Annotated in this window: 36 protein-coding genes and 1 tRNA gene; 30 read left to right on the plus strand and 7 right to left on the minus strand. The window is 56.9% G+C overall.

What is annotated here, in order from left to right; translation table 11 throughout:
* The first annotated feature begins 162 nt into the window (after nt 1–162).
* Nucleotides 163–969 carry a sigma-70 family RNA polymerase sigma factor gene (locus tag TSACC_RS09045; RefSeq protein ID WP_202815937.1) on the plus strand — a complete coding sequence of 269 codons (807 nt, stop codon included), beginning with the start codon at nt 163–165 and terminating at the stop codon, nt 967–969.
* Between the two features lie 102 nt (nt 970–1,071).
* Nucleotides 1,072–2,481: a cryptochrome/photolyase family protein gene (locus tag TSACC_RS09050; RefSeq protein ID WP_075079004.1), complete on the plus strand. Its 1,410-nt coding sequence runs from the start codon at nt 1,072–1,074 to the stop codon at nt 2,479–2,481.
* Here the strand turns inward: TSACC_RS09050 and TSACC_RS09055 are convergent.
* From TSACC_RS09055 to aroF, 5 genes are read right to left on the minus strand one after another with little or no spacing between them, the layout of a single operon-like run.
* Entirely contained in the window at nt 2,465–3,619 is a 1,155-nt protein-coding gene (locus tag TSACC_RS09055; protein WP_075079005.1) for an aminotransferase class V-fold PLP-dependent enzyme, read from the minus strand. The two genes, TSACC_RS09050 and TSACC_RS09055, sit on opposite strands and share 17 nt — an antisense overlap.
* Nucleotides 3,616–3,975: a type II toxin-antitoxin system RelE family toxin gene (locus TSACC_RS09060; RefSeq protein WP_075079006.1), complete on the minus strand. Its 360-nt coding sequence runs from the start codon at nt 3,973–3,975 to the stop codon at nt 3,616–3,618. Before TSACC_RS09060 ends, TSACC_RS09055 begins: the two co-directional genes overlap by 4 nt.
* Before the next feature lie 40 nt (nt 3,976–4,015).
* Complete coding sequence (locus TSACC_RS22535) at nt 4,016–4,696, minus strand: C40 family peptidase (RefSeq protein WP_269084887.1); 681 nt, start codon at nt 4,694–4,696, stop codon at nt 4,016–4,018.
* Nucleotides 4,621–6,159, minus strand: a complete 1,539-nt coding sequence (locus TSACC_RS22385) for an ArnT family glycosyltransferase (RefSeq protein ID WP_237763925.1) — start codon at nt 6,157–6,159, stop codon at nt 4,621–4,623. The genes TSACC_RS22535 and TSACC_RS22385 overlap by 76 nt, the downstream gene beginning before the upstream one ends.
* Nucleotides 6,160–7,179, minus strand: coding sequence for a 3-deoxy-7-phosphoheptulonate synthase (gene aroF / locus TSACC_RS09070; RefSeq protein ID WP_075079008.1), 1,020 nt, complete (start codon nt 7,177–7,179; stop codon nt 6,160–6,162).
* A 71-nt stretch (nt 7,180–7,250) separates the two neighbouring features.
* Here aroF and TSACC_RS09075 point away from each other — a divergent pair, with 71 nt between their 5' ends.
* A complete protein-coding gene (locus TSACC_RS09075) occupies nt 7,251–8,273 on the plus strand; it encodes an LOG family protein (protein ID WP_075079009.1) in 1,023 nt (340 codons plus the stop codon).
* A 12-nt stretch (nt 8,274–8,285) separates the two neighbouring features.
* Here the strand turns inward: TSACC_RS09075 and TSACC_RS09080 are convergent, their stop codons facing one another.
* Together TSACC_RS09080 and TSACC_RS09085 are read right to left on the minus strand one after the other, a co-directional pair.
* The gene (locus TSACC_RS09080) at nt 8,286–8,831 is read right to left on the minus strand and encodes an HdeD family acid-resistance protein (protein WP_075079010.1); all 546 of its coding nucleotides are present in this window, start codon (nt 8,829–8,831) and stop codon (nt 8,286–8,288) included.
* Between the two features lie 45 nt (nt 8,832–8,876).
* Nucleotides 8,877–9,611 (minus strand): class I SAM-dependent methyltransferase, encoded by a 735-nt coding sequence (locus TSACC_RS09085; RefSeq protein WP_075079011.1) that lies wholly within the window; start codon nt 9,609–9,611, stop codon nt 8,877–8,879.
* Between the two features lie 142 nt (nt 9,612–9,753).
* Here TSACC_RS09085 and TSACC_RS09090 point away from each other — a divergent pair.
* The 27 genes from TSACC_RS09090 to TSACC_RS09210 all read left to right on the plus strand — a co-directional run bounded on the left by TSACC_RS09090 (nt 9,754) and on the right by TSACC_RS09210 (nt 23,417).
* Nucleotides 9,754–9,828: transfer RNA gene (locus tag TSACC_RS09090), tRNA-Asn, on the plus strand.
* Between the two features lie 268 nt (nt 9,829–10,096).
* Nucleotides 10,097–10,987 (plus strand): tyrosine-type recombinase/integrase, encoded by an 891-nt coding sequence (locus tag TSACC_RS09095; RefSeq protein ID WP_169809587.1) that lies wholly within the window; start codon nt 10,097–10,099, stop codon nt 10,985–10,987.
* A 127-nt stretch (nt 10,988–11,114) separates the two neighbouring features.
* Nucleotides 11,115–11,474, plus strand: coding sequence for a hypothetical protein (locus tag TSACC_RS09100; protein WP_075079013.1), 360 nt, complete (start codon nt 11,115–11,117; stop codon nt 11,472–11,474).
* Between the two features lie 101 nt (nt 11,475–11,575).
* Nucleotides 11,576–11,731, plus strand: coding sequence for a hypothetical protein (locus TSACC_RS09105; protein WP_153811350.1), 156 nt, complete (start codon nt 11,576–11,578; stop codon nt 11,729–11,731).
* 91 nt (nt 11,732–11,822) lie between these two features.
* Nucleotides 11,823–12,113, plus strand: a complete 291-nt coding sequence (locus TSACC_RS09110; protein ID WP_153811351.1) for a hypothetical protein — start codon at nt 11,823–11,825, stop codon at nt 12,111–12,113.
* A gap of 47 nt (nt 12,114–12,160) precedes the next feature.
* On the plus strand, nt 12,161–12,364 hold the full coding sequence (locus TSACC_RS21735) for a hypothetical protein (RefSeq protein WP_153811352.1): 204 nt from the start codon (nt 12,161–12,163) through the stop codon (nt 12,362–12,364).
* Nucleotides 12,361–12,579, plus strand: a complete 219-nt coding sequence (locus tag TSACC_RS09115; RefSeq protein ID WP_075079016.1) for a helix-turn-helix domain-containing protein — start codon at nt 12,361–12,363, stop codon at nt 12,577–12,579. The genes TSACC_RS21735 and TSACC_RS09115 overlap by 4 nt, the downstream gene beginning before the upstream one ends.
* A complete protein-coding gene (locus TSACC_RS22695) occupies nt 12,576–12,806 on the plus strand; it encodes a helix-turn-helix domain-containing protein (RefSeq protein WP_075079017.1) in 231 nt (76 codons plus the stop codon). The genes TSACC_RS09115 and TSACC_RS22695 overlap by 4 nt, the downstream gene beginning before the upstream one ends.
* Nucleotides 12,807–12,984: 178 nt before the next feature.
* Nucleotides 12,985–13,134, plus strand: a complete 150-nt coding sequence (locus TSACC_RS21740; RefSeq protein ID WP_153811353.1) for a hypothetical protein — start codon at nt 12,985–12,987, stop codon at nt 13,132–13,134.
* Nucleotides 13,131–13,286, plus strand: coding sequence for a hypothetical protein (locus TSACC_RS21745; RefSeq protein ID WP_153811354.1), 156 nt, complete (start codon nt 13,131–13,133; stop codon nt 13,284–13,286). The genes TSACC_RS21740 and TSACC_RS21745 overlap by 4 nt, the downstream gene beginning before the upstream one ends.
* 19 nt (nt 13,287–13,305) lie before the next feature.
* Nucleotides 13,306–13,611 carry a hypothetical protein gene (locus TSACC_RS09125; protein WP_153811355.1) on the plus strand — a complete coding sequence of 102 codons (306 nt, stop codon included), beginning with the start codon at nt 13,306–13,308 and terminating at the stop codon, nt 13,609–13,611.
* On the plus strand, nt 13,611–13,931 hold the full coding sequence (locus tag TSACC_RS09130; RefSeq protein WP_075079019.1) for a hypothetical protein: 321 nt from the start codon (nt 13,611–13,613) through the stop codon (nt 13,929–13,931). The genes TSACC_RS09125 and TSACC_RS09130 overlap by 1 nt, the downstream gene beginning before the upstream one ends.
* A gap of 130 nt (nt 13,932–14,061) precedes the next feature.
* The gene (locus tag TSACC_RS09135) at nt 14,062–14,928 is read left to right on the plus strand and encodes a hypothetical protein (protein WP_075079020.1); all 867 of its coding nucleotides are present in this window, start codon (nt 14,062–14,064) and stop codon (nt 14,926–14,928) included.
* The gene (locus TSACC_RS09140) at nt 14,925–15,554 is read left to right on the plus strand and encodes a lambda exonuclease family protein (RefSeq protein ID WP_075079021.1); all 630 of its coding nucleotides are present in this window, start codon (nt 14,925–14,927) and stop codon (nt 15,552–15,554) included. The genes TSACC_RS09135 and TSACC_RS09140 overlap by 4 nt, the downstream gene beginning before the upstream one ends.
* 5 nt (nt 15,555–15,559) lie before the next feature.
* Complete coding sequence (locus tag TSACC_RS09145; RefSeq protein ID WP_075079022.1) at nt 15,560–15,841, plus strand: hypothetical protein; 282 nt, start codon at nt 15,560–15,562, stop codon at nt 15,839–15,841.
* 3 nt (nt 15,842–15,844) lie between these two features.
* Entirely contained in the window at nt 15,845–16,102 is a 258-nt protein-coding gene (locus tag TSACC_RS09150; RefSeq protein WP_075079023.1) for a hypothetical protein, read from the plus strand.
* A gap of 168 nt (nt 16,103–16,270) precedes the next feature.
* Nucleotides 16,271–17,146, plus strand: coding sequence for a DNA cytosine methyltransferase (locus TSACC_RS22700; RefSeq protein ID WP_202815938.1), 876 nt, complete (start codon nt 16,271–16,273; stop codon nt 17,144–17,146).
* Between the two features lie 2 nt (nt 17,147–17,148).
* Entirely contained in the window at nt 17,149–17,673 is a 525-nt protein-coding gene (locus tag TSACC_RS09160; protein WP_237763926.1) for a class I SAM-dependent methyltransferase, read from the plus strand.
* A gap of 19 nt (nt 17,674–17,692) precedes the next feature.
* Nucleotides 17,693–18,094, plus strand: coding sequence for a hypothetical protein (locus TSACC_RS09165; RefSeq protein ID WP_153811357.1), 402 nt, complete (start codon nt 17,693–17,695; stop codon nt 18,092–18,094).
* Nucleotides 18,091–18,288 (plus strand): Lar family restriction alleviation protein, encoded by a 198-nt coding sequence (locus TSACC_RS22705; protein WP_075079026.1) that lies wholly within the window; start codon nt 18,091–18,093, stop codon nt 18,286–18,288. Before TSACC_RS09165 ends, TSACC_RS22705 begins: the two co-directional genes overlap by 4 nt.
* 314 nt (nt 18,289–18,602) lie before the next feature.
* Nucleotides 18,603–19,580 (plus strand): hypothetical protein, encoded by a 978-nt coding sequence (locus TSACC_RS09175; protein WP_075079027.1) that lies wholly within the window; start codon nt 18,603–18,605, stop codon nt 19,578–19,580.
* Nucleotides 19,577–19,927, plus strand: coding sequence for a hypothetical protein (locus TSACC_RS09180; protein WP_075079028.1), 351 nt, complete (start codon nt 19,577–19,579; stop codon nt 19,925–19,927). The genes TSACC_RS09175 and TSACC_RS09180 overlap by 4 nt, the downstream gene beginning before the upstream one ends.
* A 41-nt stretch (nt 19,928–19,968) precedes the next feature.
* Nucleotides 19,969–20,229: an XkdD/Y8K6 family phage-associated protein gene (locus tag TSACC_RS09185; protein ID WP_153811358.1), complete on the plus strand. Its 261-nt coding sequence runs from the start codon at nt 19,969–19,971 to the stop codon at nt 20,227–20,229.
* 430 nt (nt 20,230–20,659) lie between these two features.
* Nucleotides 20,660–21,340 carry a hypothetical protein gene (locus TSACC_RS09190; RefSeq protein WP_075079030.1) on the plus strand — a complete coding sequence of 227 codons (681 nt, stop codon included), beginning with the start codon at nt 20,660–20,662 and terminating at the stop codon, nt 21,338–21,340.
* Nucleotides 21,340–22,125 carry a hypothetical protein gene (locus tag TSACC_RS09195; RefSeq protein WP_075079031.1) on the plus strand — a complete coding sequence of 262 codons (786 nt, stop codon included), beginning with the start codon at nt 21,340–21,342 and terminating at the stop codon, nt 22,123–22,125. The genes TSACC_RS09190 and TSACC_RS09195 overlap by 1 nt, the downstream gene beginning before the upstream one ends.
* A complete protein-coding gene (locus TSACC_RS09200; protein WP_075079032.1) occupies nt 22,122–22,415 on the plus strand; it encodes a hypothetical protein in 294 nt (97 codons plus the stop codon). Before TSACC_RS09195 ends, TSACC_RS09200 begins: the two co-directional genes overlap by 4 nt.
* Before the next feature lie 618 nt (nt 22,416–23,033).
* Nucleotides 23,034–23,417, plus strand: coding sequence for a hypothetical protein (locus TSACC_RS09210; protein WP_075079034.1), 384 nt, complete (start codon nt 23,034–23,036; stop codon nt 23,415–23,417).
* Nucleotides 23,418–23,819: the final 402 nt, after the last annotated feature.

The raw sequence follows: 23,819 nt of genomic DNA on the forward strand, positions 1-23,819 counted from the left end.
TTTTTTGAACGTCTGAGCGGCTGCCGTGTCAAATAGTTAAGTGAGTTAAGTAATGCGAAGGACCAAAAAAACCGAACCAAAACCCTTGGACCCAGCGTTACTTACAATAGAGGACCAAATACCATGGCTGTAGAAGACAACGAGACCGGCTTTCAGCTTTATTTGCGCGAAATCGCCCAGTTTCCGCTGCTCACCCCTGAGCAGGAGGTCAAACTCGCGCGCCGGATCAAAAAGGGCGACCAGCAAGCCCGTGCCGAGATGGTGCGTTCGAATCTTCGCCTCGTCGTGAAGATCGCGCGCGACTACGCGAATCTGGGCCTGCCGCTACTCGATTTAATTTCCGAAGGCAACATCGGCCTGATGAAGGCGGTGGAGCGCTTCGACCCGAAGAAAGGTGGAAAACTCAGCACGTACGCCGCCTGGTGGATCAAGCAGTCGATCAAGCGCGCCTTGGCGAACCAGAGCAAGACGATCCGTCTGCCGGTTCACCTCGTCGACAAGATCGGCAAGATGCGCCGTGTCGCGATGCAGATGACTGAGGAACTCGGTCGCGAACCGACCGATGACGAACTCGCGGAAGAGATCGGCCTTTCCTCGTCCAAGATCACGCAGCTCAAGAGCGCGGCGGTGAGACCCGCTTCGCTTGACCAGCCGATCGGCGACGATGATTCGACGGAATTTGGCGAAATCGTGGGCGATGAGGAAGCGGACGATCCGTTCGAGACCCTGCGCGACAAGGATATGCGCGAAGAGGTGGGTGAACTGCTCGACGTCCTCGACGACCGCGAACGCAAGATCATCAACTCCCGCTTCGGGCTCGACGGCCAGAAGCCGAAGACGCTGGAAGAAGTGGGAGAGAAGTTTGGAGTGACCCGCGAGCGCATCCGGCAGCTGCAGAACATCGCGCTGCACAAGCTGCGCCGCGCGCTCAGCAAGAAGGAGCGCCCGAAGGTCGAGGCTCTTGTGTGAGTTTTTGGTGTAAAGTTGGTTGGTGATGAGAGAGGCGGGGCCGTGTCAAAAGCGGCCCCGCTTTTTTTGTCTCCAGATCCCGGCTAGAAGCGTAAACGGGATATGAAGCGAACTCTCCACTGGTTTCGGCGCGATCTGCGCCTGCACGACAATACGGCCCTGCGCCAGGCGGTGGATTCGGCAGAAGAGGTGATACCCGTCTATGTCATCTCCGAGTGGAAGGGAGAGCATCGCTGGACGGGGCCGAATCGGCAGGAGTTTCTCTGCCAGTCGCTCGCAGAGTTGGCGGAGCGGATCGAACAAGCGGGCGGGAGGCTGATTTTCCGCCAGGGAAATGCGGTGCGGGAACTCGCTCTGCTTGTGAAGGAGACGAAGGCGGAGGCCGTTTATTTCAACCGTGATCCCGATCCATTTGGCCGGGAGGTGGAAGAGGAACTGGTCCGCGTCGGAGCGGCGCAGGGTTTCGAAGTGAGGGCCTGCAAGGATGCGTGTCTCCACGAGCGGGACGAGGTGCTAACGGGATCTTCGGAGCCGTACCGGGTTTTCACACCATATTCCCGAGCGTGGGCGAAGCTGCCGAAAGACAAGCCTGTTGCGAGAGTGTCAAAGTTGCGAACTCCTGGGGGCATTCGCAGCGAGTCCGTACCCACGCTGGAGACATGGCGTATAGCGCTGGATGCGCAGGTGATTGCGGGAGGTGAGGATGCGGCGCGTAAACGCATGGCGGCCCTTGTCGCTTCCGGTCTTGCATCGTACGGGGCAGTGCGCGACCGGCTCGACCTGTCGGGCACCTCCCGACTCTCGCAGGATCTGCGGTATGGACTGATCTCCATTCGCGAGCTTTTCGGGAGGTGCCGGGAGAAGATGGAGACACTCCCGGCGACGCAGCGGGACAACGCTGCAAAGTATGTCGGCGAATTGATCTGGCGGGAGTTTTACCAGCAAATCCTCTGGCATTATCCGGAAGTGCTGGAGGATTCGTTTAATCCGAAGTTTCGCGGTATGCGTTGGAAAAGCGATCCTGCGGCCTTTGACCGGTGGTGTGCAGGCGAGACAGGGTTTCCCGTGGTGGATGCGGCCATGCGGCAGCTGGCGCAGACGGGCTTCATGCACAATCGTGCCCGCATGATCACGGCGATGTTTCTGACCAAGGACCTGCACATCGACTGGCGCGAGGGGGAGGCGTATTTCATGCGGCAGCTCACGGACGGCGAGATCGCCAGCAACAATGGTGGCTGGCAATGGAGCGCGGGAACAGGAGCAGATGCCGCACCGTATTTCCGCATCCAGAATCCCTGGACGCAGTCAGCACGCTTTGACCCCGATGCGGCCTATATCAAGCAATGGGTGCCCGAACTCCGCGATCTACCTGCTGAGAAGCTGCACGTGGCGCCTGCATCCGGCCTCCCCATCGCGCTCGGCTATCCCGCGCCCATGATCGATCATGCGACGGAGCGGGAGTGGACACTTCAGATGTTTGCGAAGCACCAGGGCGCTACAGCGCTGCGCTGAGCACCTCAAGTACGCGGTCCATCTCGGCCCGAGTATTGTAGAAGTGCGGGCTGAAGCGCAGCCACTCGCCGGAGTTGCGCTCCATGCGCAGGGACGCGGTAATACGATTCTTCTCCAGTGCCAAGAAAAGCTCCGCTCCCTGAACTTTTTCGTGCCTTGCGGTAAGGATGCCGCTGCGCATCGGCTCGGAGGCCGGAGGCGAGAGAAATTCAAAACCGAGTTGCGTCAGGCCAGCCTCCAGATAATCGCGCACGTCGAGGATCAGGCGTGAAACGGTTTCCGCGCCGACCTCCTCCAGCATCTTCAGGCTGGCGTGCATGCCATACATACCGGTGGCATTGAGCACCCCAGGTTCATAGCGCTGGGCGGTCTCGGGAAAGCTGAGATCAGGCTGGGTGAGGAAATTGGGCGAGCGGACATTCCACGCGCCGAGGAGCGTGGGCTGGCAGATCGCGAAGTTGCGCTTCGCGACATAAACGATGCCGATGGCCATGGGCCCGAGCATCCACTTGTGGGCGTCGGCGCTCAGGAAATCGACGTGCTCCACGGGGGTCGGGAAGGCTCCAATGGTCTGGATACCGTCGACGGAAAACAGGATGCCGCGGGCGTGGAGCATCTGGCCGATGGCGTTGATGTCGATGCGCCAGCCGGTGAGGAAATGACAGGATGCGAGGGCGACGAGCTTGGTACGCTCGGTGAGAGCGTTTTCCACATCGGCGATGGTGATATGGCCCGGGCGGTCGGGCTGGACAAAGCGAACGACGACACCTTTTTCGCGGAGCGCGGTCCACGGGTAGACGTTGGAAGGGTAGTCGTCCTGGTAGCAGACGAGTTCGTCTCCGGCTTCCCATTTCAAGCCATTGGCAAACAGGCTGAGCCCGAGCGAGGTCGGGCCGAGTAGCGCGATCTCGGACTTGTCCGCGCCGATGGTGCGGGCGCAGAGGGCGCGGCAGGCATCGATGTCGCGCAGGACCTCGCCAAATTCCTGGTGATTCTGGCAGCTCGCATGCACGTGTGCGATCATGGCATCCGCCGCACAGCGGGGCAGGGCGGTCACGCCGCCGTGGCCGAGGAAAATCTGGTGGCGGGCGACGGGGAAGAAATCCTGACGCTCGGCTTCGCTGGCGAAGATGCTCACGCTTTTTTCTCCGCCTCCTCGATGAGCTTCCAGAATTCCTTCGCTTCGCCCAGTTGGGCGTCCTCTTCATCCACGGGGAGGTTTGAGCGATAGAGAAAGTCGCGGATCGTGTTCTTGTGGAGCACGCGGTGGATCAGGATGCCGTCGGGGTGTTTCTCGAAATAAATCCGGTAGTCAGTCGCACGGTAGCGGTGGAGACTGCGTCCGTCGCGGCGCACCTTGCCGAAGCGACTGCGGTCGAGATCCTCGAGATCGCTCGGGAGGAAGTGAAACTCCGCCAGCAGGTCGAGCTGCAGCTCCTTTGGGAGGGCTGCCATCTCGGCGGCGCTGATCGAGTTGAAAATTACCTGAAACACCCGGCGATGATACGTCGGTTTCGGCGCAACTTTGCAAGTCCTATTGCAATCCCGGGATGCGCGCATAGCCGATGAACCGGCTCTTGCTGCCGGGTTTGGGCAGGCGGAAGTCAAAGACACTGACGCCATCGCGGCGCTTGTCCCGATATCGCCGGCCGTCGCTAGAGCCGACCATCAACGGTAGGCCGTCGGATTTTGCCTTGCCGAGGTAAAACATGGCGTGGGTGGCCGGAAGGTCTTTTCCAGCGTTGTACGTACCATTCCAGAAGAGCAGGTCGCCGGGTTTGAGATCGGCAAACTCGGGCGCGGAGAGGTCGGTGCCGGTCACGGGGTGAAAGGTGCCCGCCTTGCGCGCCCATTCGTATTGCGCGGCGGAGGAGCGAGGGGGTTCCTTGATGCCGTTCTGCCGCAGCACGTAGTACACCGCGCCGGAGCAGTCCATTCCCTTCTGCGCGGGATCGGCTGATCCGTAAAGATAGCCGAGGTTCTGTCGAGTGAGCGTGAGAGCGGACTCGATCAGCTTTTGAATGTTGGGAGGATAGGTTTCAAAGTCCGCGATCTCGGAGGAGTTGATGCTCGAGACCGCTGCCGGAACGTACTTTGTGCTCTGCTGGGCCGGACTCTCCGGAGCAAGCAGAAAGAGCGCTACGAAAACCGTCGCAAGACCAGCCGATAAATACCGTCGAGCGGAATGGCGAGGAGCAGGAGAATTAACGCCCAGAGCGGAGTGAAGTAGCGGTGCAGCTCCACGCCCAGCAGGAAAACGGCCAGTCCATAGCCCCACAGGGCGATGGACCACACCCCGATGGTGTTCCGCCATGGGCTGAAGAGCGACAGGATCGTGCCGAGAACCACCCACCAGCCGAGAAGGCTCGGTCGGGATTCCAGCATGGTCGAGGGCTTGCCCCTCGGGCGATAAATCAGGTCGCCCGCACGTTGATAGGCGTCGGAATAGGCGACCAGGAAACGGGCTCCGGCAAAATCGGGATGAGGATTGATCCATGTGCGTACGGTCGAGTACGGCGGCATTGGCTCATCCTTGGGAATCCCCAGGGCGATGCGCAGCATGCTCGGCGTGTTTCTCTTCGATCCATACTGTTTTTCGAATTTCTCATCGTAATAGGATGTCTCAAAGCGATCCGTGTCGAAATCTGTCTGGTTCGCGGAACCGGCGAGGCGGGTGAGCGCGATGTAAAGGAAGAGGTGCGGGCTGGAGGTGAGAGCCTCCTTGGACAGTTCATGGTAGAGCTTGTTCAGCCCCTTGTCGTCTTCCTTGGCCAGCTTTTGCCAGAGAGGATACTCCGGGTGGTCCTCCGGGCTCCGGAGGAAGTCGTGCACGTCCATTTCGGTGCGGTGGTAGTCATCCAGCTCGGCGCGGGTCTTTTGTACCCAGTCCTTGATCTCGGCCTTGTACTCGGCATGGAGAGGAGTATCGAGCCGGGTGAGGGGGAAGTTGGAGGTGTAAAGCAGCCAGGAACTCTGATCCTCGTCGCCGATGGTGAGACTGACGAGAAAGAGAGCGGCGATGGCGGCCCACTGCGGCCACCTCAGAACCCGCCAGCCCAGTACAAGCAGGATGCCAATAGCCAGCCCCGGCCAGAGAAATTTTCCGGACGGCTTGGTGAGCAGGAACATGGCGAAGGGCACGAAGAAACACCACCAGAGCCGGCGAGCGCGGACCGGATCTTTTTGCGAGGTCCAGGCGACCCATCCGGCCATGATCCAGACCGTGTAGTTAAAGGTCAGCGTATCCGCGAGCAACTCGTGCTCATACCAGATCAGCACGGGCATTCCCGCATAGAGCACGGTGACCGGAATGATCCACCATTTCCAACCCGTGAAGACCCTGCGGACGATGTAGGCGAGCGGGAGCACGGTCAGCAGCCCGATAGCGGCTTGTATCCAACTCAGCCATCGCAGCGTCCCGCCCGGCAGGAGCGAAATGGGCAGCATGAAAATCGGGTAAAGATACCGTCGCTTTTCGTTGATGCTGAAATACCACTCCGTCATCACGCCATTGGTGAAGCCCATGAAGGAACGCGAGTCGGCATTCCAGAACGCCAGCGGCGAATAATAGAGCAGGATCAACCGCAGCGCTGCCCCAAAGAGCAGGGCCGGGATGCAGAAAATGATCGCGTCGCGCACCAGCGGATGGCGCGCCAGCCAGTCGTGAAGGCGATTCATCTAGGCGGCGGATTTATTGACCGCCTGGAGGAAGGGCTGGATGGAGGCTACGAGTTTCTGGAATCCGGCGAAATCCACCTGCTGCTGGCCATCGCTGAGCGCCTCGGCAGGGTTCGGATGCACCTCGATGAGGAGACCGTCCGCGCCCATGGCGACGGCGCCGATGCAGAGCGAGATTACGAGATCGGCGCGCCCGCACCCCTGGCTCGGATCGATGACGACCGGGAGGTGGCTTTCCTTCTTGGCGATCGCCACGGCGGCGAGGTCGAGGGTGTTGCGAGTGTAGGTTTCAAAGGTGCGGATGCCCCGCTCGCAGAGAAAGACATTCGGGTTGCCGTGGGCGAGCAGGTACTCGGCGGCGAGGAGCCACTCCTCGATGCGCTCGCTCATGCCGCGCTTCAGCAGGACGGCCTTGCCGCTTTTGGCCGCCTCGATGAGGAGTTGGTAATTCTGCGCATTGCGGGCGCCGATTTGCAGGATGTCGGCGGTTTCCGCGACGTGCTCCACATCGCGCTCGCTCAGGACCTCGGTGATGATCTTCAGGCCGGTTTCCTTACGGGCGAGGGCGAGGAGTCGCAGACCTTCCTTGCCGAGGCCCTGGAATTCGTAGGGAGAGGTGCGTGGCTTGTAAGCCCCACCGCGCAGGATGGTCGCACCCGCCGCCTTAACGGCGTGGGCGGTCTTCATGAGTTGCTCCTCGCTTTCCACGGAACAGGGACCGGCCATGAGGCCAAATTTCCCGCCGCCGACCTCTACCCCATCGACATTGATGACTGTATCGGCCGGATGGGATTCACGGCTGGCCAGCTTGTAACGCTTCTGGACGCGCAGGACGCTCTCGACCTGGGGAAAGGCGGTGAGGGACTCCAGGTTGGCGTGGGTGCGCTCGTCCCCGATGGCGGCGATCACGGTCTGCGTCGCTCCATGAATGGGTGCGGGCGTGTACCCGAGCACCTCGACCTCGTGAAGCACCTGGTCGATTTGTTCCTTGCTGGCGTGGGGTCGAAGAACGATGATCATGGTTTCCAGTAATTGAGGGATTCAGCGTCTAAAGGCAGATGAGGGAAGATGTTTGAGCAACTCGGTACGCCATGAAAGATAAAGAGAAAGCAGACCTGATAAAAAGCCTCATTTCCGATGTTGCCCAAGGCCGCCAGGCCGAGTTGCTCGAGGAGATGGTAGAGACCGTCCTGCGTTTCGGACGCGACGGAGCCGGCATCGCCGACCTGAAGCTCTACAGCCGGGCCGTGCGCGAACTGCGCTACGCCACCAGTGTTTTCAGCAAATATCACGGCATCCGCAAGGTGGCTGTCTTCGGCAGCGCCCGGACGAAACGCGAGAGCCAGGAGTATCAACTGGCCCGCGAGTTTGCCCGGCGCATTGTCCAGCATGGATACATGATCATTACCGGGGGCGGAGATGGCATCATGGGTGCCGCTCAGGAGGGGGCTGGTGCGGAGAAGAGCTTTGGGCTGAATATCCGACTGCCCTTCGAGCAGCGGGCCAATGAGGTGATCGATGGCGATCCGAAGCTGATCAATTTTCGCTACTTTTTTACCCGCAAGCTGCATTTCGTGAAGGAAACCCACGCCTTTGTGCTTTTCCCTGGAGGATTCGGCACGCATGACGAGGGCTTTGAGGTGCTGACCCTCATGCAAACGGGCAAGAGTGCGATCGTTCCCATCGTCTTTGTCGATCGCCCAAATGGCCACTACTGGGAGACATGGCGGAGGTTTGTCTCGCTGGATTTGCTTCAGCAGGGGCTCATCTCACCCTCGGACCTGAATCTCTTCAAGATCACCCACAGTATCGAGGAAGCCGAGGCGGAGATTCTCCAGTTTTACAAGAACTTCCACTCCTACCGCTGGGTGCGGCAGGCCATGGTCATCCGCATCCGGCAGCGTCTCTCAGACACCGCTCTGGACGCGCTTAATCGCGACTTTGCCTCTCTGCTCGTCGATGGCACGATCACGCAGGGTCCGGCCTTGCCAGAGGAGGCGGCCGAGGTGCAACTGGCCGATCTGCCCCGCATCGTACTCACGCCGACCAAGCACGACTTTGGCGGCATCCGAGCGCTGATCGATGCGATCAACGCTGCGGAAACGCAGGAGTAGGTTTTCTTCCGGTCAGGCCGAGGCTTTGGGAGCACCAAATCCGAGGCCGAGGAGCGAGACGCCGGAGAAGATCGAGTTGATCCCGTAAAAGGTGCCGATCACCCAACCCGTATTCGCGGGCCACTGGAAGTAGATCATCACGCCGAGGACTAATGCGATCACACCGGAAAAAACAAAGAATCCCCAACCGCCGTGACCGCGCAGCCGGAAGGCGCTGATCGTGGTGACGATGCCTTCCAGGATCAGAAAGACGGCGAAGATCAGCGTGATGACCTTCATTCCCGAGGCGGCGCAAAGCAGCAGGGCAACGCCCACGCCGATACGAATGAGCGCGGCGATGCCATTAAGGATCCGGTGATCAGGCTTTTTGCCCGAAATGGCCAGGCCGAGGGAAACGAAGCCGCTCACCAGGCAGAAAATACCGATGACCTGGGTGACGATGAGCGAAAAGAAATATGGGAAGCTGATCGCAAGGAAGCCGAGGACGAGGGAGAGAATGCCCGAGAAAATCAGCCAGCTTTTGCTGTGCCCGTGGTGGGAAGGATTTGCGATGCTCATCGGTGCGGACTCTAGTCGGATTTCCTGGATGTTCGCCAGCCGGAATTACCGTGGTTTCATCGCGGTAAGGCTCAGGAATTCCCTTCCATCCGTCCGGTGCTTGTCAGGAAAATTTTCAAAGCAGAAATACTCCAGGGATTCGATTTCAAAGCCGGCCTCGCGCACGGCTCGCCCGAGGATATCCTTATCAAAGAGGTGGATCATATCCGGAAGCCTGTCCCGCCATTCCGGGGAGGCGACTTCCTTGGGATTGAGGACTCCGGGCCATCGATCGCCTCGGGCTTTCCGAGCGTGGAACTCATCCCAGTACTTTCGGTAATAGCTCAGACTTGGCGTGATCGTGATGGCGAAAAGCTGTCCTCCGGGAATCAACCACCGATAGATCCTGCCGAGGGCCTCCTCCAATCTTGGACCATCGAGAAAATGCAGGACCTGGCCCCCGAGCACTCCAGCCACGGAGGCATCGAGCAGGCTGAGTTCCTCCGGGAAACGGGCAGGCATCACAACGAGGCGCTTTTGCTCCTCGGCTCCGGCGGATTGCTGGAGGATGGCCAGTTCCGTTGGAGAGAGATCGACCGCCACGACCGTGGCGCCATTTTTCAGGGCTGGCAAGGTAGCATTGCCATAGGCAGCTCCGATGTCCAGCAGCGGCCGCGTGGCCGATTTCGACAATGCCACAAATTCCCGGGCGGCCGGGCCGAGCTCCCGGGTCATGATACCCATGTTGTCGTCGGTCGGGATAAGCCCTTGTTCCAACTCTTCAGGCCACAGCGATTCCATCGGCCTTCGGTATCGGAAAAACTTCCCGATGAAAATAGCCGGGAGGGAAAAGAGTCTTTTCCTCGTGGCTGACGAGAATCTTGCAAAAAAGCTTGCATGAAGGGGTTGGAAAGCGTTTCTTTACCCGCTCTCGAAAACGAATTCCTGAGTAGCTCAGTGGTAGAGCGGTCGGCTGTTAACCGATTGGTCGTAGGTTCGAATCCTACCTCAGGAGCCATTCCAAGAACCCTGTTAAATACAGGCTTTTCACACTTGAAGGCTGATGAATAAAGGCTCTGCGGAGAGCAATTGCATTTCGATACAATGCGAAGCGCGGCTTTCCGCTGTCAAAAACGCCGACTTTCTGCGACTTTCCGCAATAGATGAAAGGGCGTCCGAAAAAGACAGCGATCGAGCCGCGATTCAATGAAACCCGCCAGCGGTGGCAGGTCGAGTTGCCTGCTTCTTGGGCTGGGAAACGGAAGATCGCCTTTTTTCCAGATGAAATGTCCGCTTGGGACTGGCTCTCTGATCGTCAGAAGGAACGCACCCGAGGGCTGGATATTTCAACGGAGCGCAAATCTGGTGCGCGATCAGTTTCAAGGCTGGTGGATTTGTACCTTGAGACCCGAAAGGACAAGTCCGGGTATAATACGACCCGGAACCACCTCGAAAAGCTCCGGTCGGAGTTTGGCGGGCTACCGATCGACGATATTTCACCCTTGAAGGCTCGGCGCTGGATAGAGGGCATTCCTCTGGCTCCTCGGACGCGCTGGGGGATTTACTCTTCATGCAGATCCTTTGCGGCCTGGGCAGGCCGGTATGAGTTCGCCGCTGGGAATCCGTTCGCCGTCATGGAGGAACCAGAGAAAGGGGAGCCTCCAAAGGTGATTTTGACCGTGGCGCAAATGAAGGCGCTCCTCGCTGCGGAGATGCCCGTCTATATGCGCTCATGGATCGTTCTCGGGGGATTTGCCGGGATACGCACTGAGGAACTTCTGCGTATGACGTGGAATGCGGTCAACCTGGAGGAGAAGGAAATCCATGTTTCCCGGGAGGCGATCAAGCGGACCAGGGGAGGAATGCGTGAGCGGTACGTGTCGATGCTCCCGGCGGTGATTCGCCATAGCCCGCAGGGCCAGAGCGGGAAAATCATCCCGGTTGCCAGGACTACGTTTCACTACCACGCCAAGAGGATTGCGAAGGCTGTTTTCAACATCGAAGACGGCTGGCCGCACAACTGCTTGCGCCATTCCTTTGCCAGCTACCATCTCGCCATGTGGGAAGATTCGGGGAAGACGGCTCACCAGATGGGACACACGTCGCCAAACATGGTGCATCAAAACTACGCCCGGGCGGTGAAGAAAAAGGAAGCCACAGAGTGGTGGGCGCTATGAAACTGTTCTCAATCGAAAAGCGAGCCATGGAGGCGCTTTCGGTGATCCTGTCTCCGCTGATCCTGCTATGTCTTATCGGGAAATTGCTCTGGTCTGCCGTGATGTGGATATGGGATAGGGTAAGGCGATGAGCGGTAATAAAAATTCAAATCCGTGGCCGGTAATAATCGGATTCGGATATCTGTTCTCGTTCCCATTTGCATGGGCGATTTCAGATAAATTGAAACTGGATGGCGCAGGATTCGTTTTTATTGTAATTATATCCCCTGTGTTCGTGGCGCTGGCTATCGCTGGAATAATTGGCGCTGTCGTCTATTCCGTAAAGTTGCTCGCACTTTGGAGTGATGAAGTTGAATCGGTGATGAAAGACCGCAATAAGGCAATCGCCGAAAGGGATTCAAAAAAAACCATTTACCTATGGTTGGTATTGGCGGTTCTAGTTATTCCAGTAGTGCTGTTTGTTGTTTTGATGTTTGCTGCGGACTGAAACTTATTCACCGTTGCGCAACGATATGTGAATAAGTATTTTACGTACGTAAATGTACGTCGGACATCGCATGTCCGATGCCCCCCGTTAGCGTGGGGCGCATGAAGAGAGAAGTGCGAATCCCGGCGGCGCTGAAGCTGGCAGCGCGAGTGATGAAAATTGATGAGGCGACTCTAGCGGAATACCTCCTCGAATGCGTGACAGGTGCCCAGGCGTACCAGATCGCAAAAGCCATCAAGGTGGGAGGTTGGAAGTGAAGAGGGTATATATAAAGGTTCCCGATGGGATCGAGGAATGGGGTGAGAAAAATGGCGTCTCAAGCGAGGCCGCGATTCAGGCCATCCTTGAATGGTTTATTACCCCGTACCGGTTGACACGCAATTCGGGGTGTGTTACACCATGCGCGTCATGCCAAACCAGAGATCAAAAGGGAAAACGCACTTCACGGCGTCAACGGAAAACGAATTAAAGGCGGCAATCGAGAAGTATGCTCGCGACAATAATCTTGATCGGAATACTGCCATTCGGCTCTTGCTGTGGCAGTCCGCCGAAAAAGAGGGGATCGCTGTTGCTCCAGAGGAATTCCATAAAGAGGTTTCCGAAACGAAGCTCAAAAACAAAGCAAAGAAGAGGAAGTAAAATTCCTTGTTGACAGGTGTGTCACACCTAATGCATTCTCTCACCGCATGAGCCAAGTACGATTCACAGCCAGTATTGAGAATCCGTTGGCGGCAGCTATTGACGTGTTCAAAGTTCGTGATCGCAGACGCACCCGAAACGCGGCGCTAAATGAACTGCTGTACCGCCACCCCGAACTGCAAAAAATTTTGTCGGAAGGTGTGACACACCCGAAGGCGAAACGCAAACCCGCGAAAGGAGCAGCGAAATGAAACTTCGCGAGTCCGCCGAGAAGTTCGGTCAGCGCGTCGGCTTGAGCACCTACACGGTCCGCAAGATGTGCCACAATAACAAGCTGATCGCCCGCAAGGTTGGTAGGAGTTGGCAGATCGACGTGGAAGCTAGCGAGAATGGTCTTTCTCTCATCAGTGGAAACACACCGGAGAAGGCAATAACGAAACGGCGCATTACGGATGGGAAGAAATGAGCGCGACAACCCAATCCCAGGCCGACGCGATCTTGGCGTACCTTCGCGCTAAGGGGCGGATTACACCGATGGAGGCGCTGCGTAAGTTCGGATCGTTCCGTCTTGGAGCGCGGATTTACGACCTTAAGCGCCGTGGCTTTATGATCCATACAAAGCTTATCGAGAGGCGCGGAAAGCGGTTCGCGCAGTACGAGATGAGCAACGACCAGCCGGATCACGCGAAATGACGACAATTCGACAAGGTAGCCGGTGGGTCCAATCTGAAACCAAGCTGATCCATTACGTTACGATGGTTGAGGATGGCGAGGTTGTTACGTTCTCCGATCCGTCCCGCTATTCGACTGGATACACGTGGCGAGGAACTACGACGGAGTTTCTCAACCAATTCAAACCGGAGGGATCGAAATGAAAGAGTTGCTGATACAGATTGCATGGGCCTTCGTGACAGTGTGGGCGATTAGCGCAATGGGAATTATGCTGTTTTCGTTCTGGCTGACGGTTGAGGAGATCAAGCGCAGGATCGAAGTGCGGTTCGGCAAGGAGGACGAGCGATGATCGAGATTCCAACATGGTATCCGGTGGCTGGGCTGGTGCTGACTATCGGCTGGAGCGCGGTATGTTTCGCCGCCGGATTCTGCAAGGGCCTGAAGCGCGGCAACCAGATCACGCAACGCAAGCGCCGTTTCGGAAGCGCGGAGGACTATTGAGATGCCTACTGTACTTGAAATGCAAAAGTTCGCCGAGCGATTCAGTTCGGACGAGTGGAAGTTTTTAACGACAAATCAGCGATTCCTTGCTGCTGTTTCGCAGGATATTCAAACGGCCTGGATTTTGGCGATTGGATTGCTTGCGAAGTATTATAGCGCAGAGACACGATTCAAGAGCCATCTTGCAAGGTTGATTAATGTATATCTATCAGCCGGGTTATCACGAGATTTCATCCTGAACGAACTTGATGATGCGGCGTTTCAGATCGAGTTGATCACGGGGCGCGAAGATGACGACTTCGGCGAAGAGCTTGGAGTTTTTTAATGCTTCCGCTGACGATCATCCATAAGGAGCCGAACGGGCGTGAGCATGAGGTCCTTTGCGACCTGAGCCGAGACGGCGACGAGATCGCGGCAAGATCGTTGGAGAACGTCTACGGCTGGGAATGGAATGCGAAGCTCGAAGGATGGGACCGGACGCGCGAGCCGATAATCACGGAATGGCAGCGGATGGAGCTTTCGGACGCCGACTACGGACGAGCCGAGCGAGCCTTTAACGAACAGAGCCTGTTTATGGCGCTACAGAACCGCGACTTCCTCAAGCGGACTGCGGCAGGAGGACGAGAGCGCCAGGAGAACAACTAACACTTTGCGAGCGGCGGCGTGGAAGGCCACGCAGGCAAGAAAAGATCGGGTGTGACTAGCTAGCCCGTGACGCCTCCTAGTTAAGCAGGTTTCGAGTCCGGCCCGCTCGCACCTTTTCAACATCAAAACAATGAGCACAACCAACGAACTCGCCTTGTCGCAGGAGAACGCGGTAGCCGCGCCTGCATCTAACCCTTTCGGAACCGCAATCGCTCATCGCGAATCGCAAACTACGCTTGGCGATGTTGAGCAGTCACGAGCTATTGCCGAGGTTCAATCGGCTATGGTGATCGCTAAGCGGTTTCCGCGTGACCAGAAAACCGCATTTGATGCGATCATGAACGCCTGCGACCGTCCGACGCTGGCAAACTCGGCCCTGTATTCTTACTCTCGCGGAGGGTCTGACATCACTGGGCCTTCCATCAGGCTTGCCGAAGCTTTGGCGCAGAACTGGGGGAACATTCAATTTGGAATCCGTGAGCTTGAGCAACGCGGTGGGGAATCGACCGTCGAGGCGTTCGCGTGGGACATCGAGACGAACACCCGGCAAGTGAAGGTGTTTCAGGTCAAGCACGAGCGCCACACGAGGCAAGGGGTGAAGCGTCTAACAGATCCTCGCGACATCTATGAACTCGCGGCAAATCAAGGTGCTCGTCGTCTCCGCGCCTGCATCCTCGGTGTGATCCCTGGGGACGTGACTGAGGCGGCGGTTGCTCGGTGCGAACAGACCATGAGCGCCAATGCGGATTGCAGCCCGGCGGCGATGAAAAAGATGGTCGATGCGTTCGGCGAGTACAAAGTCACAAAGGAGCAAATCGAGAAACGAATCCAGCGCCGTCTTGAGGCAATCCAGCCCGCGCAGGTCGTCCAGTTGAAGAAGATCTATGCGTCGATCCGCGACGGCATGAGCACGGCAGCGGATTGGTTTGAGATTGCCAAACCATCAGCGGTGGCAACGGAAAATCCGATCAATCCTTTCCCCGAGACGAAGGAATGACGATTTACGACCAGATCGAGCAGGGCAGCGACGAGTGGAAAGAGTTGCGCAAAGGCAAGCCTACCGCGTCGAGCTTCTCAAAGATCATCACGGCGGCGAAGGGCGAGCTTTCGAAGTCGGTTGATGGCTACATTAACAAGCTCATCGCGGAATGCTTTTGCCCCGAGTGGGAGGACTGGCAGGGGAACTTTTTCACCGAGCGCGGGAAGGCTTACGAAGACGAGGCGCGAGAAGCGTTCCGCCAGTTTTCCGGACACGACGTGCGTAAGGTTGGGTTTTGTCTGTCTAACGATGGCGTAAGCGGGTGCTCGCCTGACTCGCTTATCTATTGCGACGGCAACCCGGTTGCAGGGCTGGAAATCAAATGCCCAGCCCCGGAAACCCATGTGGGTTACATCCGCGCCGGGGTGCTGCCAGACGATTATAAGCAGCAGGTGCATGGATCGCTGGCGGTGACTGGCCTGTCAGAGTGGCACTTTTGGAGCTACTTCCCCGGAACTCAACCTTTCCACGTTGTTGTAAGACCGGACGAGTACACGGCCAAACTCGCCGCCGCGCTGGAGAAATTTGTCGAGCTTTACAAGGCCGAGTACAGCGCCGCGCTCCCGAAGATCATTAAGAACTAAATTTTATGGCATCCACAAGAACACACGAAGTAAAAGCCACGGTCGGCGAGTATACCGACCAGAGCGGCGCGAAGAAGAAACGGTACATCACGGTTGGAGCCGCCTTCACGGACGACCAGGGGCGAGTGTCTATCAAACTCGAATCCGTTCCGGTCAGCCCTGAGTGGTCTGGATGGCTTTCGCTCTACCCGGTTGAGCGCAACGGCAACGGCCAGCAGCGCCAATCCCCGCCGCGCACACCTAAGCCCGCCCCGCTGGATGATGACGAAGACGACATTCCTTTTTGACCTATGAGCACTGCAATAACACTCACGACAACAGAACTGGAATCCTATCGCACTTTCTTCATTGGAAGAACCGACATCGACGGGCTTTTGATTATTCGAGGTATCGACGCGGAACTCTACGAAAGGAACGCAACACGCTCAGAGCAAGAAAAAATGGAGGAGGAAATTAGGCGAAACCGTGAGTTTAACCAAATGAAAGAAAGGCTCGCGGAAGCAAATGAGCGTCTCGAAGAGATCAGCGATCTCGCGAACAAGGTCTAAACCCAAAGACGACCGGAGCGAAATGGAGCGAGACCTAATCAACCTGTACGGGAGCGACGCAAAGGCAATGAACGCGCTGGACGGCATTGTGTCTGACGAGGCCGTGACGCTACGGGACGTTGCAGACTGCGACCTCGTGCGGGCCTGGAACTGGAGCAGATCGAAACTGTGAACTATTACAATGAGTTTGACCCTAAAGCAGCCGCTTGGCTCCGAGAGCTTATTTCAGCAAGACTTATTCCCTTTGGCGACGTTGACGAGCGATCTATCTGCGACGTTCGGCCCGAAGACTTGCGAGGATACACTCAGTGCCACTTCTTCGCCGGGATTGGCGGATGGAGCCGAGCCTTGCAACTTGCAGGATGGCCAGAAGATCGTCCTGTATGGACCGGGAGCTGTCCATGCCAGCCATTCAGCGCCGCTGGAAAGCAACTCGGGACAGCAGACGCGCGGCATCTCTGGCCCGTCTTCTTCCGACTCATCGCCGAGTTCCGACCTACAACGTGCTTTGGCGAACAGGTTGCGAGCCGCCTTGGACGTGAATGGCTCGCCGGAGTACGTGCTGACCTGGAAGGAGTGGCCTATGAAGTCGGGTCCGCCGATTTGTGCGCTGCGGGCGTCAGTGCGCCGCACATCCGCCAGCGTCTTTGGTGGGTGGCTTACTCCAAAAGGATCGGATGCTCAAGGAGGGTGGCAGGGGAAGGATTTGCGGACGACTCCGGGAGGAGGACTCAGAAAGTTGATAGATCAAGCGATGATTGCCGGCTGGCTTACTCCATCAGCGAACGAGGATGCGGCGGGGAATTGGGGAACTGGAATGCAGGCGATGCTGGGAAGTCAAGTGAAGTTGGTTTCTGGGACAACGCAATCTGGCACCAATGCCGAGACGGGAAAGCGCGGCGGATTAGTCCTCAACCCGAGATTTTCCCTCTGGCTCATGGGCTACCCGGAAGAGTGGGCGTCCTGCGGGGAAGCGGCAATGCAATCGTTCCGCAAGAGGCCGCGGTCTTCATCAAATCGGCAGCGGAAGCAATCGGAGGATAGCAATGGGGTGGCCTAAAGAGGTGCTGCAAATGCCGTTGGTTCTGGATGCTTGCTGCGGATCGCGCATGTTCTGGTTCAATCCGGCTGATGATCGGGCGGTGTTTGTCGATAAGCGCCGGGAGACTCATCACTTAAAGGACGCTTCGAGCAAGTGGGGCGGTCGAACGCTGGTTGTTGATCCTGACATCCAAGCTGACTTCACTGCACTACCGTTTGACTCTGAGAGTTTCGCGCTGGTCGTCTTTGATCCTCCGCACCTTCACCGGATTGGGAAAACTAGTTGGATGGCCCGGAAATATGGAAAGCTTGAGGGGGAATGGCGCGAGGCCCTGCGCAAAGGATTTGCGGAGTGCTTCCGAGTTCTCAAACCTGATGGAACGCTGATTTTCAAATGGAACGAACATCAGGTTCCAGTTTCGCAAATCTTGGCGCTTACACCGGAGCGGCCGCTTTTCGGAAACCGATGCGGTAAGCAGCAAAAGTCACACTGGATCGTTTTTATGAAAGGAGCCGAATCCAATGGGTAACTACCCGTCAATATTGCACATGCAGAACGTGGCAAAGTGCTTGTCAGAAAAAGACCGGAAGGCGCTGAAAGTCCAGACTCGGGAGGAGGCTGAGCTTGCGTACGTGGCGAAGAGCGAGAAGGAACTGCAACGCAAGATAGAATCTCTCCTTAACCGTCGCGGCTATCGTCCTATCCGGCAGCGGATGGACCGAAAAAGCAACATAGCGGAGGGGATGCCTGACATTCAATTCTCGTGCTACGGGCAAGCGGTCTACTGGGAAATCAAGCTCCCTGGACGAAATCCCGACCCAGCGCAGAAAGAGCAGATCGCAGCGCTACTTACCGCCCCGAACTCCGCAGAGGTTCGCGTAATCCGGTCCTACCAAGAAGCCTTCAACCACCTTCAAGAACTCGAACGAAAGTACAAACCGAAACAATGAACGAAATCACCGATAAGCTTGCGCCATGCCCGTTCTGCGGGTGGCACAATATCAGAATCAATCCTCACCGGGTTGGCGGATACGTCCGAACGGGAACACGCTACCAGACCGTTTGCAGCCGTTGCAAATCACGCGGCCCCATCAAGGGAACGGAACAAGAGGCTGAAGAGGCCTGGAACAATCGAGTGAAATGAGACGCCGACCCCGATCCTGGCGTGAACACCCTATGATGTGGGTGATTGGCTGTATCGACGCCTACGGAGCAATTGTCGCCTCGCCCAGCAGAGAGGGCAGAACGCATCGACCGGAGGAGTCTCGAGGGAAACGCTGGCGCTGGTGTGTCTGGTCGCAGGAACTCGTGACTCTCGGGCCTCGAACGATTGACGAACTAAATAACCCCGATTCGCGCACTCTAACATCCGAAGAAGGATTCGCCGTGTGGGAGTGGCTGCGGAAGCGTGGCTACACAGACGACCGAACGATGCCAAAAACAACTGTTGAATAGCATATGAAAATCCAATACCTGAACCCCGAGAACGCGCCGACTCCGCCCGATGGCTGGCGATGGAAGACCGCGCTGTGCAAGCCTGAGACGATCAATGATTGGCGCGTGTGGAGAGATAACTTTAGCTATTATTGCGATAGATTCCGCTACGATGGGTCAGTCTTTGAATGGACGTACATCACGCAAGCCGACCTCCCCGCGGATTACTATTTCGACTTCGACGGCACTGGGCTGAACTTTGACGACCCGTTCTACCGTCGCGGGGTCATGTGGGCCGCCAAAGAAGGGAAGACGATTCAAGTGCTTCACCATGATGGAAGTCCATGGGAAAACTGCTCTCCTAGTTGGAATTGGAAGTATCATTCATACCGCATCCACCCGCGCCACGCTGCCGACTACGGGCTGGAAGTTCCGGGCGACAAGGAGCCGACCATTCCGGCCAACCTGCCGCCGTTCCCTCCGTCGCCTAAGCCTGGGCATCACTTGGAGTATCGGACGCCTGCACAGGCCAAGGGGAAACTAGGAATATGGTATTGCTTTGGGGGTGGACTCAAAGACTGGACAGAATGCGGTCGTCTGTCGTCTCCGTTGAATGGAAATGAACCGCACTACGCCGAGCTAGTCCCCGACACTCCGACCGAGCAGCTAAAAAATGAAAGTCAAATTATGAACCAAATAACCCTAAAATTACTCCTCGAATCAATCCACGAAAGCACAGCTCTTTCGACTCCCGAAGAACTCAAAAAAGCATGCGTGCTCATTGAACGGGTGCAAGGAATGAATAGTGCCGAGCGCGACGTTATTCGCGCAACCTTCAGGAAAGGCCCGCTTTTTGATGGGGACGTTCCAAGCAAATCTGGTCGAGATTCCTTATTGTCAGACGGGTTTGTTGCGAAAGTCGTTGTGAAAGGCGAGGACGGCTACAACGCGTGCACCTACAAGGGCCGCAAAGCTTACCGACTCATTGAGGCTGGAGCATGAGTGCTGAAATAACCAACCAGCCCGACCTCGACTCCCCGGACTACTGGCGCGGCAAGCAGGATGAGGTGCGGATGCAGTGGGCGCAGAATCCAGCGATAGCGCGGGAGTATTGGGAATCTGCGGATAACTCATGGAAATGCCTAGAGCACACGAATTGGTACGATTTCGCCATCTACCGTCCCCGCCCGGTCGCCCTGACGGATGAGCAGCGGGACGAGCGGGATTTCAAGGAGTGGTTCGGGAAGATTTCCGAAACTAGTAACCAGAGAACACATCATGAAATGCGGTATGCGTGGCTAGCTTCCCGCAAGGCCCTCCGCGAGCAGCAGAAGGGAGGCGCGAAGTGAGCGCGGAGTACATTCCAGCAGGCCCATACGAGTTCGGTCTTTTGACCGGAGAAGTATGGCAGGTAAGCACAGGAGCGCCATTGGCAACCGTCCATGGCATTGCATTGGACGACCCGCGATGCGTTTCGGTCGGAAAACTCTTCGCAGCCGCGCCGGAGCTTCTTGCTGCGCTGAAAGAGTTGCTGATGGTCCGCGAGTGGGCCGATGAAACCGGATACGTGCAGGATGTCGGGTTCGTTGACGTAGAGTCCATCCACGAAAAGGCCCGAGCAGCCATCGCCAAGGCGGAGGGCGGGAGATGAAAATCGAACGAGACAGGTTCTATCGGACGCGTGACGGGCGTAAGGCGCTCTGCGTGTATAATCAAAAGGAAGGGGAATATCCATGCGTAATAGTGGCAGCATCGGGCCAATGGAGTGCAACTGAGAAAGGATCATATTATTCAGACGATTCCGAATCTGATCTCGACATAGTATCACAATGGGTTGAACCCCTCGACCTTGACCATTCCGCCCTCCCGGCTTGGGCGAATAAGTTCGTTACAATGGATGCAGATTACCGATGGACATGCTCCGATTCCAAGCCTGAACGTCGTAATCGCGGATGGGACTCTACTAACTACGCAATGTGGATTCCGCCAGAGCACAATCCCAAAGGATTTGACGGAGAATGGAAGGATTCCCTGCACGAATGGAATGGGAGCGAATGGGTCCGAGTGAAAGGAGAAGAAGCATGAAAGAGACATCCTACGCATTCCCGGCCCCGATAGCAGACGCGATGATCCGGGCGCTTCTGGAGGGGCGCAAGAGCCAGATAAGGGTTCCGGTGAACAACCGAAAGTGGATGCAGGTTTACGATGGAATTGACTACGCAAACGGAGCCGATTTCATGGGTCCTGGAATCTACCATCCGACCGTCATCAAGCGGGGGATCGAACAGCCCGGACCGGAGATGTTCGGAATCTACTCCAGCGATGGTGAATGGGGGATTCCCAGCCCGCTCGGAGCGCCAGGGGACCGCGTTCGGTTCAGGGAGGCGTGGGGAAAGACATACGAGCCGATTCATTGGGATGGGGGGTGCGCGACCAATGACGGAACGGTCCGTTACAGGGCTGACTACGTTCCGGTAGGTGCAATCATCGGACCGAAGCCAGAGAAATGGCGCTCGTCCCACACGATGCCGCGCCACCTGAGCCGCATCTCCCGCGAGATCGTATCCGTCCGCGTCGAGAGGGTGCAGGAGATCAGCAATAAAGACGCGAAAGCAGAGGGAGCGGTCCTTTCTGAAAGGATCAAGAATCTCCAATGCTGGCATGCATCTTACCGAGCCGGATTCGCGTCGCTGTGGAATCGAGCTTACCTGCCCGAATCGTGGTGCGAAAACCCGCTCGTCTGGGTCTATGAGGTGAAGTAATGGCCTGGATCGAATCACACCAGCAGCTAGCACGTCATCCGAAAACCGTTCGGCTCGCGGCAAAGCTCAGGATCAATAAGGCTCAAGCTATCGGCCACCTACACCTTCTGTGGTGGTGGACTCTTGACTATGCCCCCGGTGGGGACTTGTCGGTGTTCACTTCTCACGAGATCAGTGCGGCGGCGGAGTGGCAAAGAGACCCTAACGGATTTCTGGTAGCTTTAAAGGAAGCCGGATGGATAGACGATGATATGCAAATCCATGACTGGCATGATTATGCAGGAAAACTCGTAGATGAAAGAGAGCGCGATAAAGCGCGAAAACGGGCTTCACGTAAAAGAGAATGTCCAGCGGATGTCCTGCGGACGTCCGGCGGACATCCGTCGGACGTCCAACCACCGTCCGGGCGTACCCAACCCAACCCAACCCAACCCAACAATACAGTAGCTATCAGCGACGACGAAAACTCGGTTGATGAAATCTGGCGGTCTCACGATTGGGGCGGAATGACGCAGGAGCAGGCATTCGGCCAGCTTGAGCATCTATTCCCCGGGATTGATGTCATCGGAGAATACCACGCATTTAAAGCGAGGTTAGCCAAGGAAGGCCGGAAACCATCGTGGAAGCCCTTCATAGGCTGGCTACGGAAAGCAACTCCTGTGGTGAAGCTGTCGAAGCCGAAACGTGGAGCCGCGATCATGGATGAAGCAGAGCCAGTATCGGAGGAGGAGCAGTTGCGACTTGCTGAGGAACTGAGAAGAGCACGGGAGGCGGCGAATCTATGACCATAACCATCGACTACGAGACGGAGGAGGAGCTTCCCGGCAAGCTGGCGACGGTTCTGGAGCGGTTCGGGTGGATCGTTTTGCCACCGAATCCGCCGTATGTGACGCCTGGGGAGTACCGGAAGCGGTTCGGAGTTTCTTCGGGGGCGCTATCAACCGCCCTTGCCGATCCGTGCGTCCCGTCCTTCGCGTCGATCACCGGGCCTAGCGGTCGAATTAACAAGCTGCTGCCGAACACAGCTTTAGACCGCTGGCTAGCGGCCCGGTTCGGAAAGAGGAAGAGTTTATGACACCACCAATTGAAGGAATGAAAGTCAGGCCATACGGGGAGGACTACATGGTCGGAGCGTTTTTTGGAATTGTTTCGTTTTGCCTCAGCAATGATGGAGCAAGGGGGGCATTCAAAAAAGCTACAGGACGCGACCTTGATAAAAGCAGATCGCCAATAGAGGTACAGATCGATCAAGCAACTGGATACGATCGGGACACCCTAGCTCTATTCGCTGATTGGGTCGCTGAAACCGAATGGGGGATCGAGGAATGATCCGATTCCAGATCCAGACCAACCACGCCGGAGAGCCGCAGCTATGCCGGATCGTATCGGGCCGAGGCGACGCCGCAAACTGCCGCGAGATCATCGCGACCGGCGACGAGCTACAGGAGATTTTGACACTACTAACCAACAACGAAAGAAACGATATGAAAGTGACAATTATCAAACCCGTGCGCTGCTGCCGATGCAGAAACTTGCACGGAGAGAATGACCGAGTAAGGAAGAAACGCCGTGATGGATGGTTTCAGTCAATCTGTCCCCGATGTGGAGGAATTGATTATCATCCTGTCAATGCAGATGGAAATAACTGCAAATCTGGAGATAAACAGGCTGAGACGCTTGTGAAGGAGGCCCGATGAGCGACCCGACCGAACAACCCGCCCCCGTCGTCTCGGAGAGGCACAGGGAGGTGGCGAAGGAGATAATTGGCGAGTGGGATTCTATTATGCGGTATCCATGCCTAAATGATCGCGAAAGTGAGGCCGACGAAGCCGCAGCGACCGTCCTCGCCCGAGCCTTCCCGCTCCAGGTGCCGACGACCGACAGGCCGACTCAACCAGGAGTTTTCTGGTACAGGAACAGGCCCGAAGAACATTGGGAGCTTGTGCATGTGAAACGCCTCATGAATGCGCTTTGTGCTTATACTGATGGATGTTCCCTTGCATGGGTTGACGACATGACCGGCGAATGGCTGCGCATCCCGACGCCGGACGAGCTGGCCGGAAAGGAGCAGGCGTGAGTGGATTAACCTTTGCCAAACTGGTTGAGGCCAAAAGGATATTGGATGCGTCTTTACCGAAACCAAAAGGCGACGACCTTTTATACATTATGACAGATCGAGGTCCGGTCATGATGAGCCGGGACGAACTTGCGAAGTTTACAAAAACAAGAAAGGAGCAGCCATGAGCGCCCACGAGAGAGCGGCTGAGGAGATTGCTGACGAATTCTATCGAGTCGGAAACTCCAGAAGCGAGGAGATAGACGCCGTGCAGAATGTCCTGCAACGCCACTTCCCGGACTGGCAGGACATCAGCTCCGCGCCGAGGGATGGGACCGTGTTTGATGTCACTGTAAAGGAAAGCGGAGAGCGTAGGGCTGATTACTGTTGGTGGGATATGGGCCGTTGCTTCAAGCCAACCAA

Source organism: Terrimicrobium sacchariphilum (genome assembly GCF_001613545.1).
Taxonomy (GTDB): domain Bacteria; phylum Verrucomicrobiota; class Verrucomicrobiia; order Chthoniobacterales; family Terrimicrobiaceae; genus Terrimicrobium; species Terrimicrobium sacchariphilum.

Coding starts and splice junctions, on each gene's coding strand:
- TSACC_RS09050 (WP_075079004.1), top strand. CDS start 1,072: ATGAAGCGAACTCTCCACTGGTTTCGGCGCGATCTGCGCCTGCACGAC.
- TSACC_RS22385 (WP_237763925.1), bottom strand. CDS start 6,159: ATGAATCGCCTTCACGACTGGCTGGCGCGCCATCCGCTGGTGCGCGAC.
- aroF (WP_075079008.1), bottom strand. CDS start 7,179: ATGATCATCGTTCTTCGACCCCACGCCAGCAAGGAACAAATCGACCAG.
- TSACC_RS09075 (WP_075079009.1), top strand. CDS start 7,251: ATGAAAGATAAAGAGAAAGCAGACCTGATAAAAAGCCTCATTTCCGAT.
- TSACC_RS09080 (WP_075079010.1), bottom strand. CDS start 8,831: ATGAGCATCGCAAATCCTTCCCACCACGGGCACAGCAAAAGCTGGCTG.
- TSACC_RS09085 (WP_075079011.1), bottom strand. CDS start 9,611: ATGGAATCGCTGTGGCCTGAAGAGTTGGAACAAGGGCTTATCCCGACC.
- TSACC_RS09095 (WP_169809587.1), top strand. CDS start 10,097: ATGTCCGCTTGGGACTGGCTCTCTGATCGTCAGAAGGAACGCACCCGA.
- TSACC_RS09100 (WP_075079013.1), top strand. CDS start 11,115: ATGAGCGGTAATAAAAATTCAAATCCGTGGCCGGTAATAATCGGATTC.
- TSACC_RS09105 (WP_153811350.1), top strand. CDS start 11,576: ATGAAGAGAGAAGTGCGAATCCCGGCGGCGCTGAAGCTGGCAGCGCGA.
- TSACC_RS09110 (WP_153811351.1), top strand. CDS start 11,823: ATGGTTTATTACCCCGTACCGGTTGACACGCAATTCGGGGTGTGTTAC.
- TSACC_RS21735 (WP_153811352.1), top strand. CDS start 12,161: ATGAGCCAAGTACGATTCACAGCCAGTATTGAGAATCCGTTGGCGGCA.
- TSACC_RS09115 (WP_075079016.1), top strand. CDS start 12,361: ATGAAACTTCGCGAGTCCGCCGAGAAGTTCGGTCAGCGCGTCGGCTTG.
- TSACC_RS22695 (WP_075079017.1), top strand. CDS start 12,576: ATGAGCGCGACAACCCAATCCCAGGCCGACGCGATCTTGGCGTACCTT.
- TSACC_RS21740 (WP_153811353.1), top strand. CDS start 12,985: ATGAAAGAGTTGCTGATACAGATTGCATGGGCCTTCGTGACAGTGTGG.
- TSACC_RS21745 (WP_153811354.1), top strand. CDS start 13,131: ATGATCGAGATTCCAACATGGTATCCGGTGGCTGGGCTGGTGCTGACT.
- TSACC_RS09125 (WP_153811355.1), top strand. CDS start 13,306: ATGCAAAAGTTCGCCGAGCGATTCAGTTCGGACGAGTGGAAGTTTTTA.
- TSACC_RS09130 (WP_075079019.1), top strand. CDS start 13,611: ATGCTTCCGCTGACGATCATCCATAAGGAGCCGAACGGGCGTGAGCAT.
- TSACC_RS09135 (WP_075079020.1), top strand. CDS start 14,062: ATGAGCACAACCAACGAACTCGCCTTGTCGCAGGAGAACGCGGTAGCC.
- TSACC_RS09140 (WP_075079021.1), top strand. CDS start 14,925: ATGACGATTTACGACCAGATCGAGCAGGGCAGCGACGAGTGGAAAGAG.
- TSACC_RS09145 (WP_075079022.1), top strand. CDS start 15,560: ATGGCATCCACAAGAACACACGAAGTAAAAGCCACGGTCGGCGAGTAT.
- TSACC_RS09150 (WP_075079023.1), top strand. CDS start 15,845: ATGAGCACTGCAATAACACTCACGACAACAGAACTGGAATCCTATCGC.
- TSACC_RS09160 (WP_237763926.1), top strand. CDS start 17,149: ATGGGGTGGCCTAAAGAGGTGCTGCAAATGCCGTTGGTTCTGGATGCT.
- TSACC_RS09165 (WP_153811357.1), top strand. CDS start 17,693: ATGCAGAACGTGGCAAAGTGCTTGTCAGAAAAAGACCGGAAGGCGCTG.
- TSACC_RS22705 (WP_075079026.1), top strand. CDS start 18,091: ATGAACGAAATCACCGATAAGCTTGCGCCATGCCCGTTCTGCGGGTGG.
- TSACC_RS09175 (WP_075079027.1), top strand. CDS start 18,603: ATGAAAATCCAATACCTGAACCCCGAGAACGCGCCGACTCCGCCCGAT.
- TSACC_RS09180 (WP_075079028.1), top strand. CDS start 19,577: ATGAGTGCTGAAATAACCAACCAGCCCGACCTCGACTCCCCGGACTAC.
- TSACC_RS09190 (WP_075079030.1), top strand. CDS start 20,660: ATGAAAGAGACATCCTACGCATTCCCGGCCCCGATAGCAGACGCGATG.
- TSACC_RS09195 (WP_075079031.1), top strand. CDS start 21,340: ATGGCCTGGATCGAATCACACCAGCAGCTAGCACGTCATCCGAAAACC.
- TSACC_RS09200 (WP_075079032.1), top strand. CDS start 22,122: ATGACCATAACCATCGACTACGAGACGGAGGAGGAGCTTCCCGGCAAG.
- TSACC_RS09210 (WP_075079034.1), top strand. CDS start 23,034: ATGAGCGACCCGACCGAACAACCCGCCCCCGTCGTCTCGGAGAGGCAC.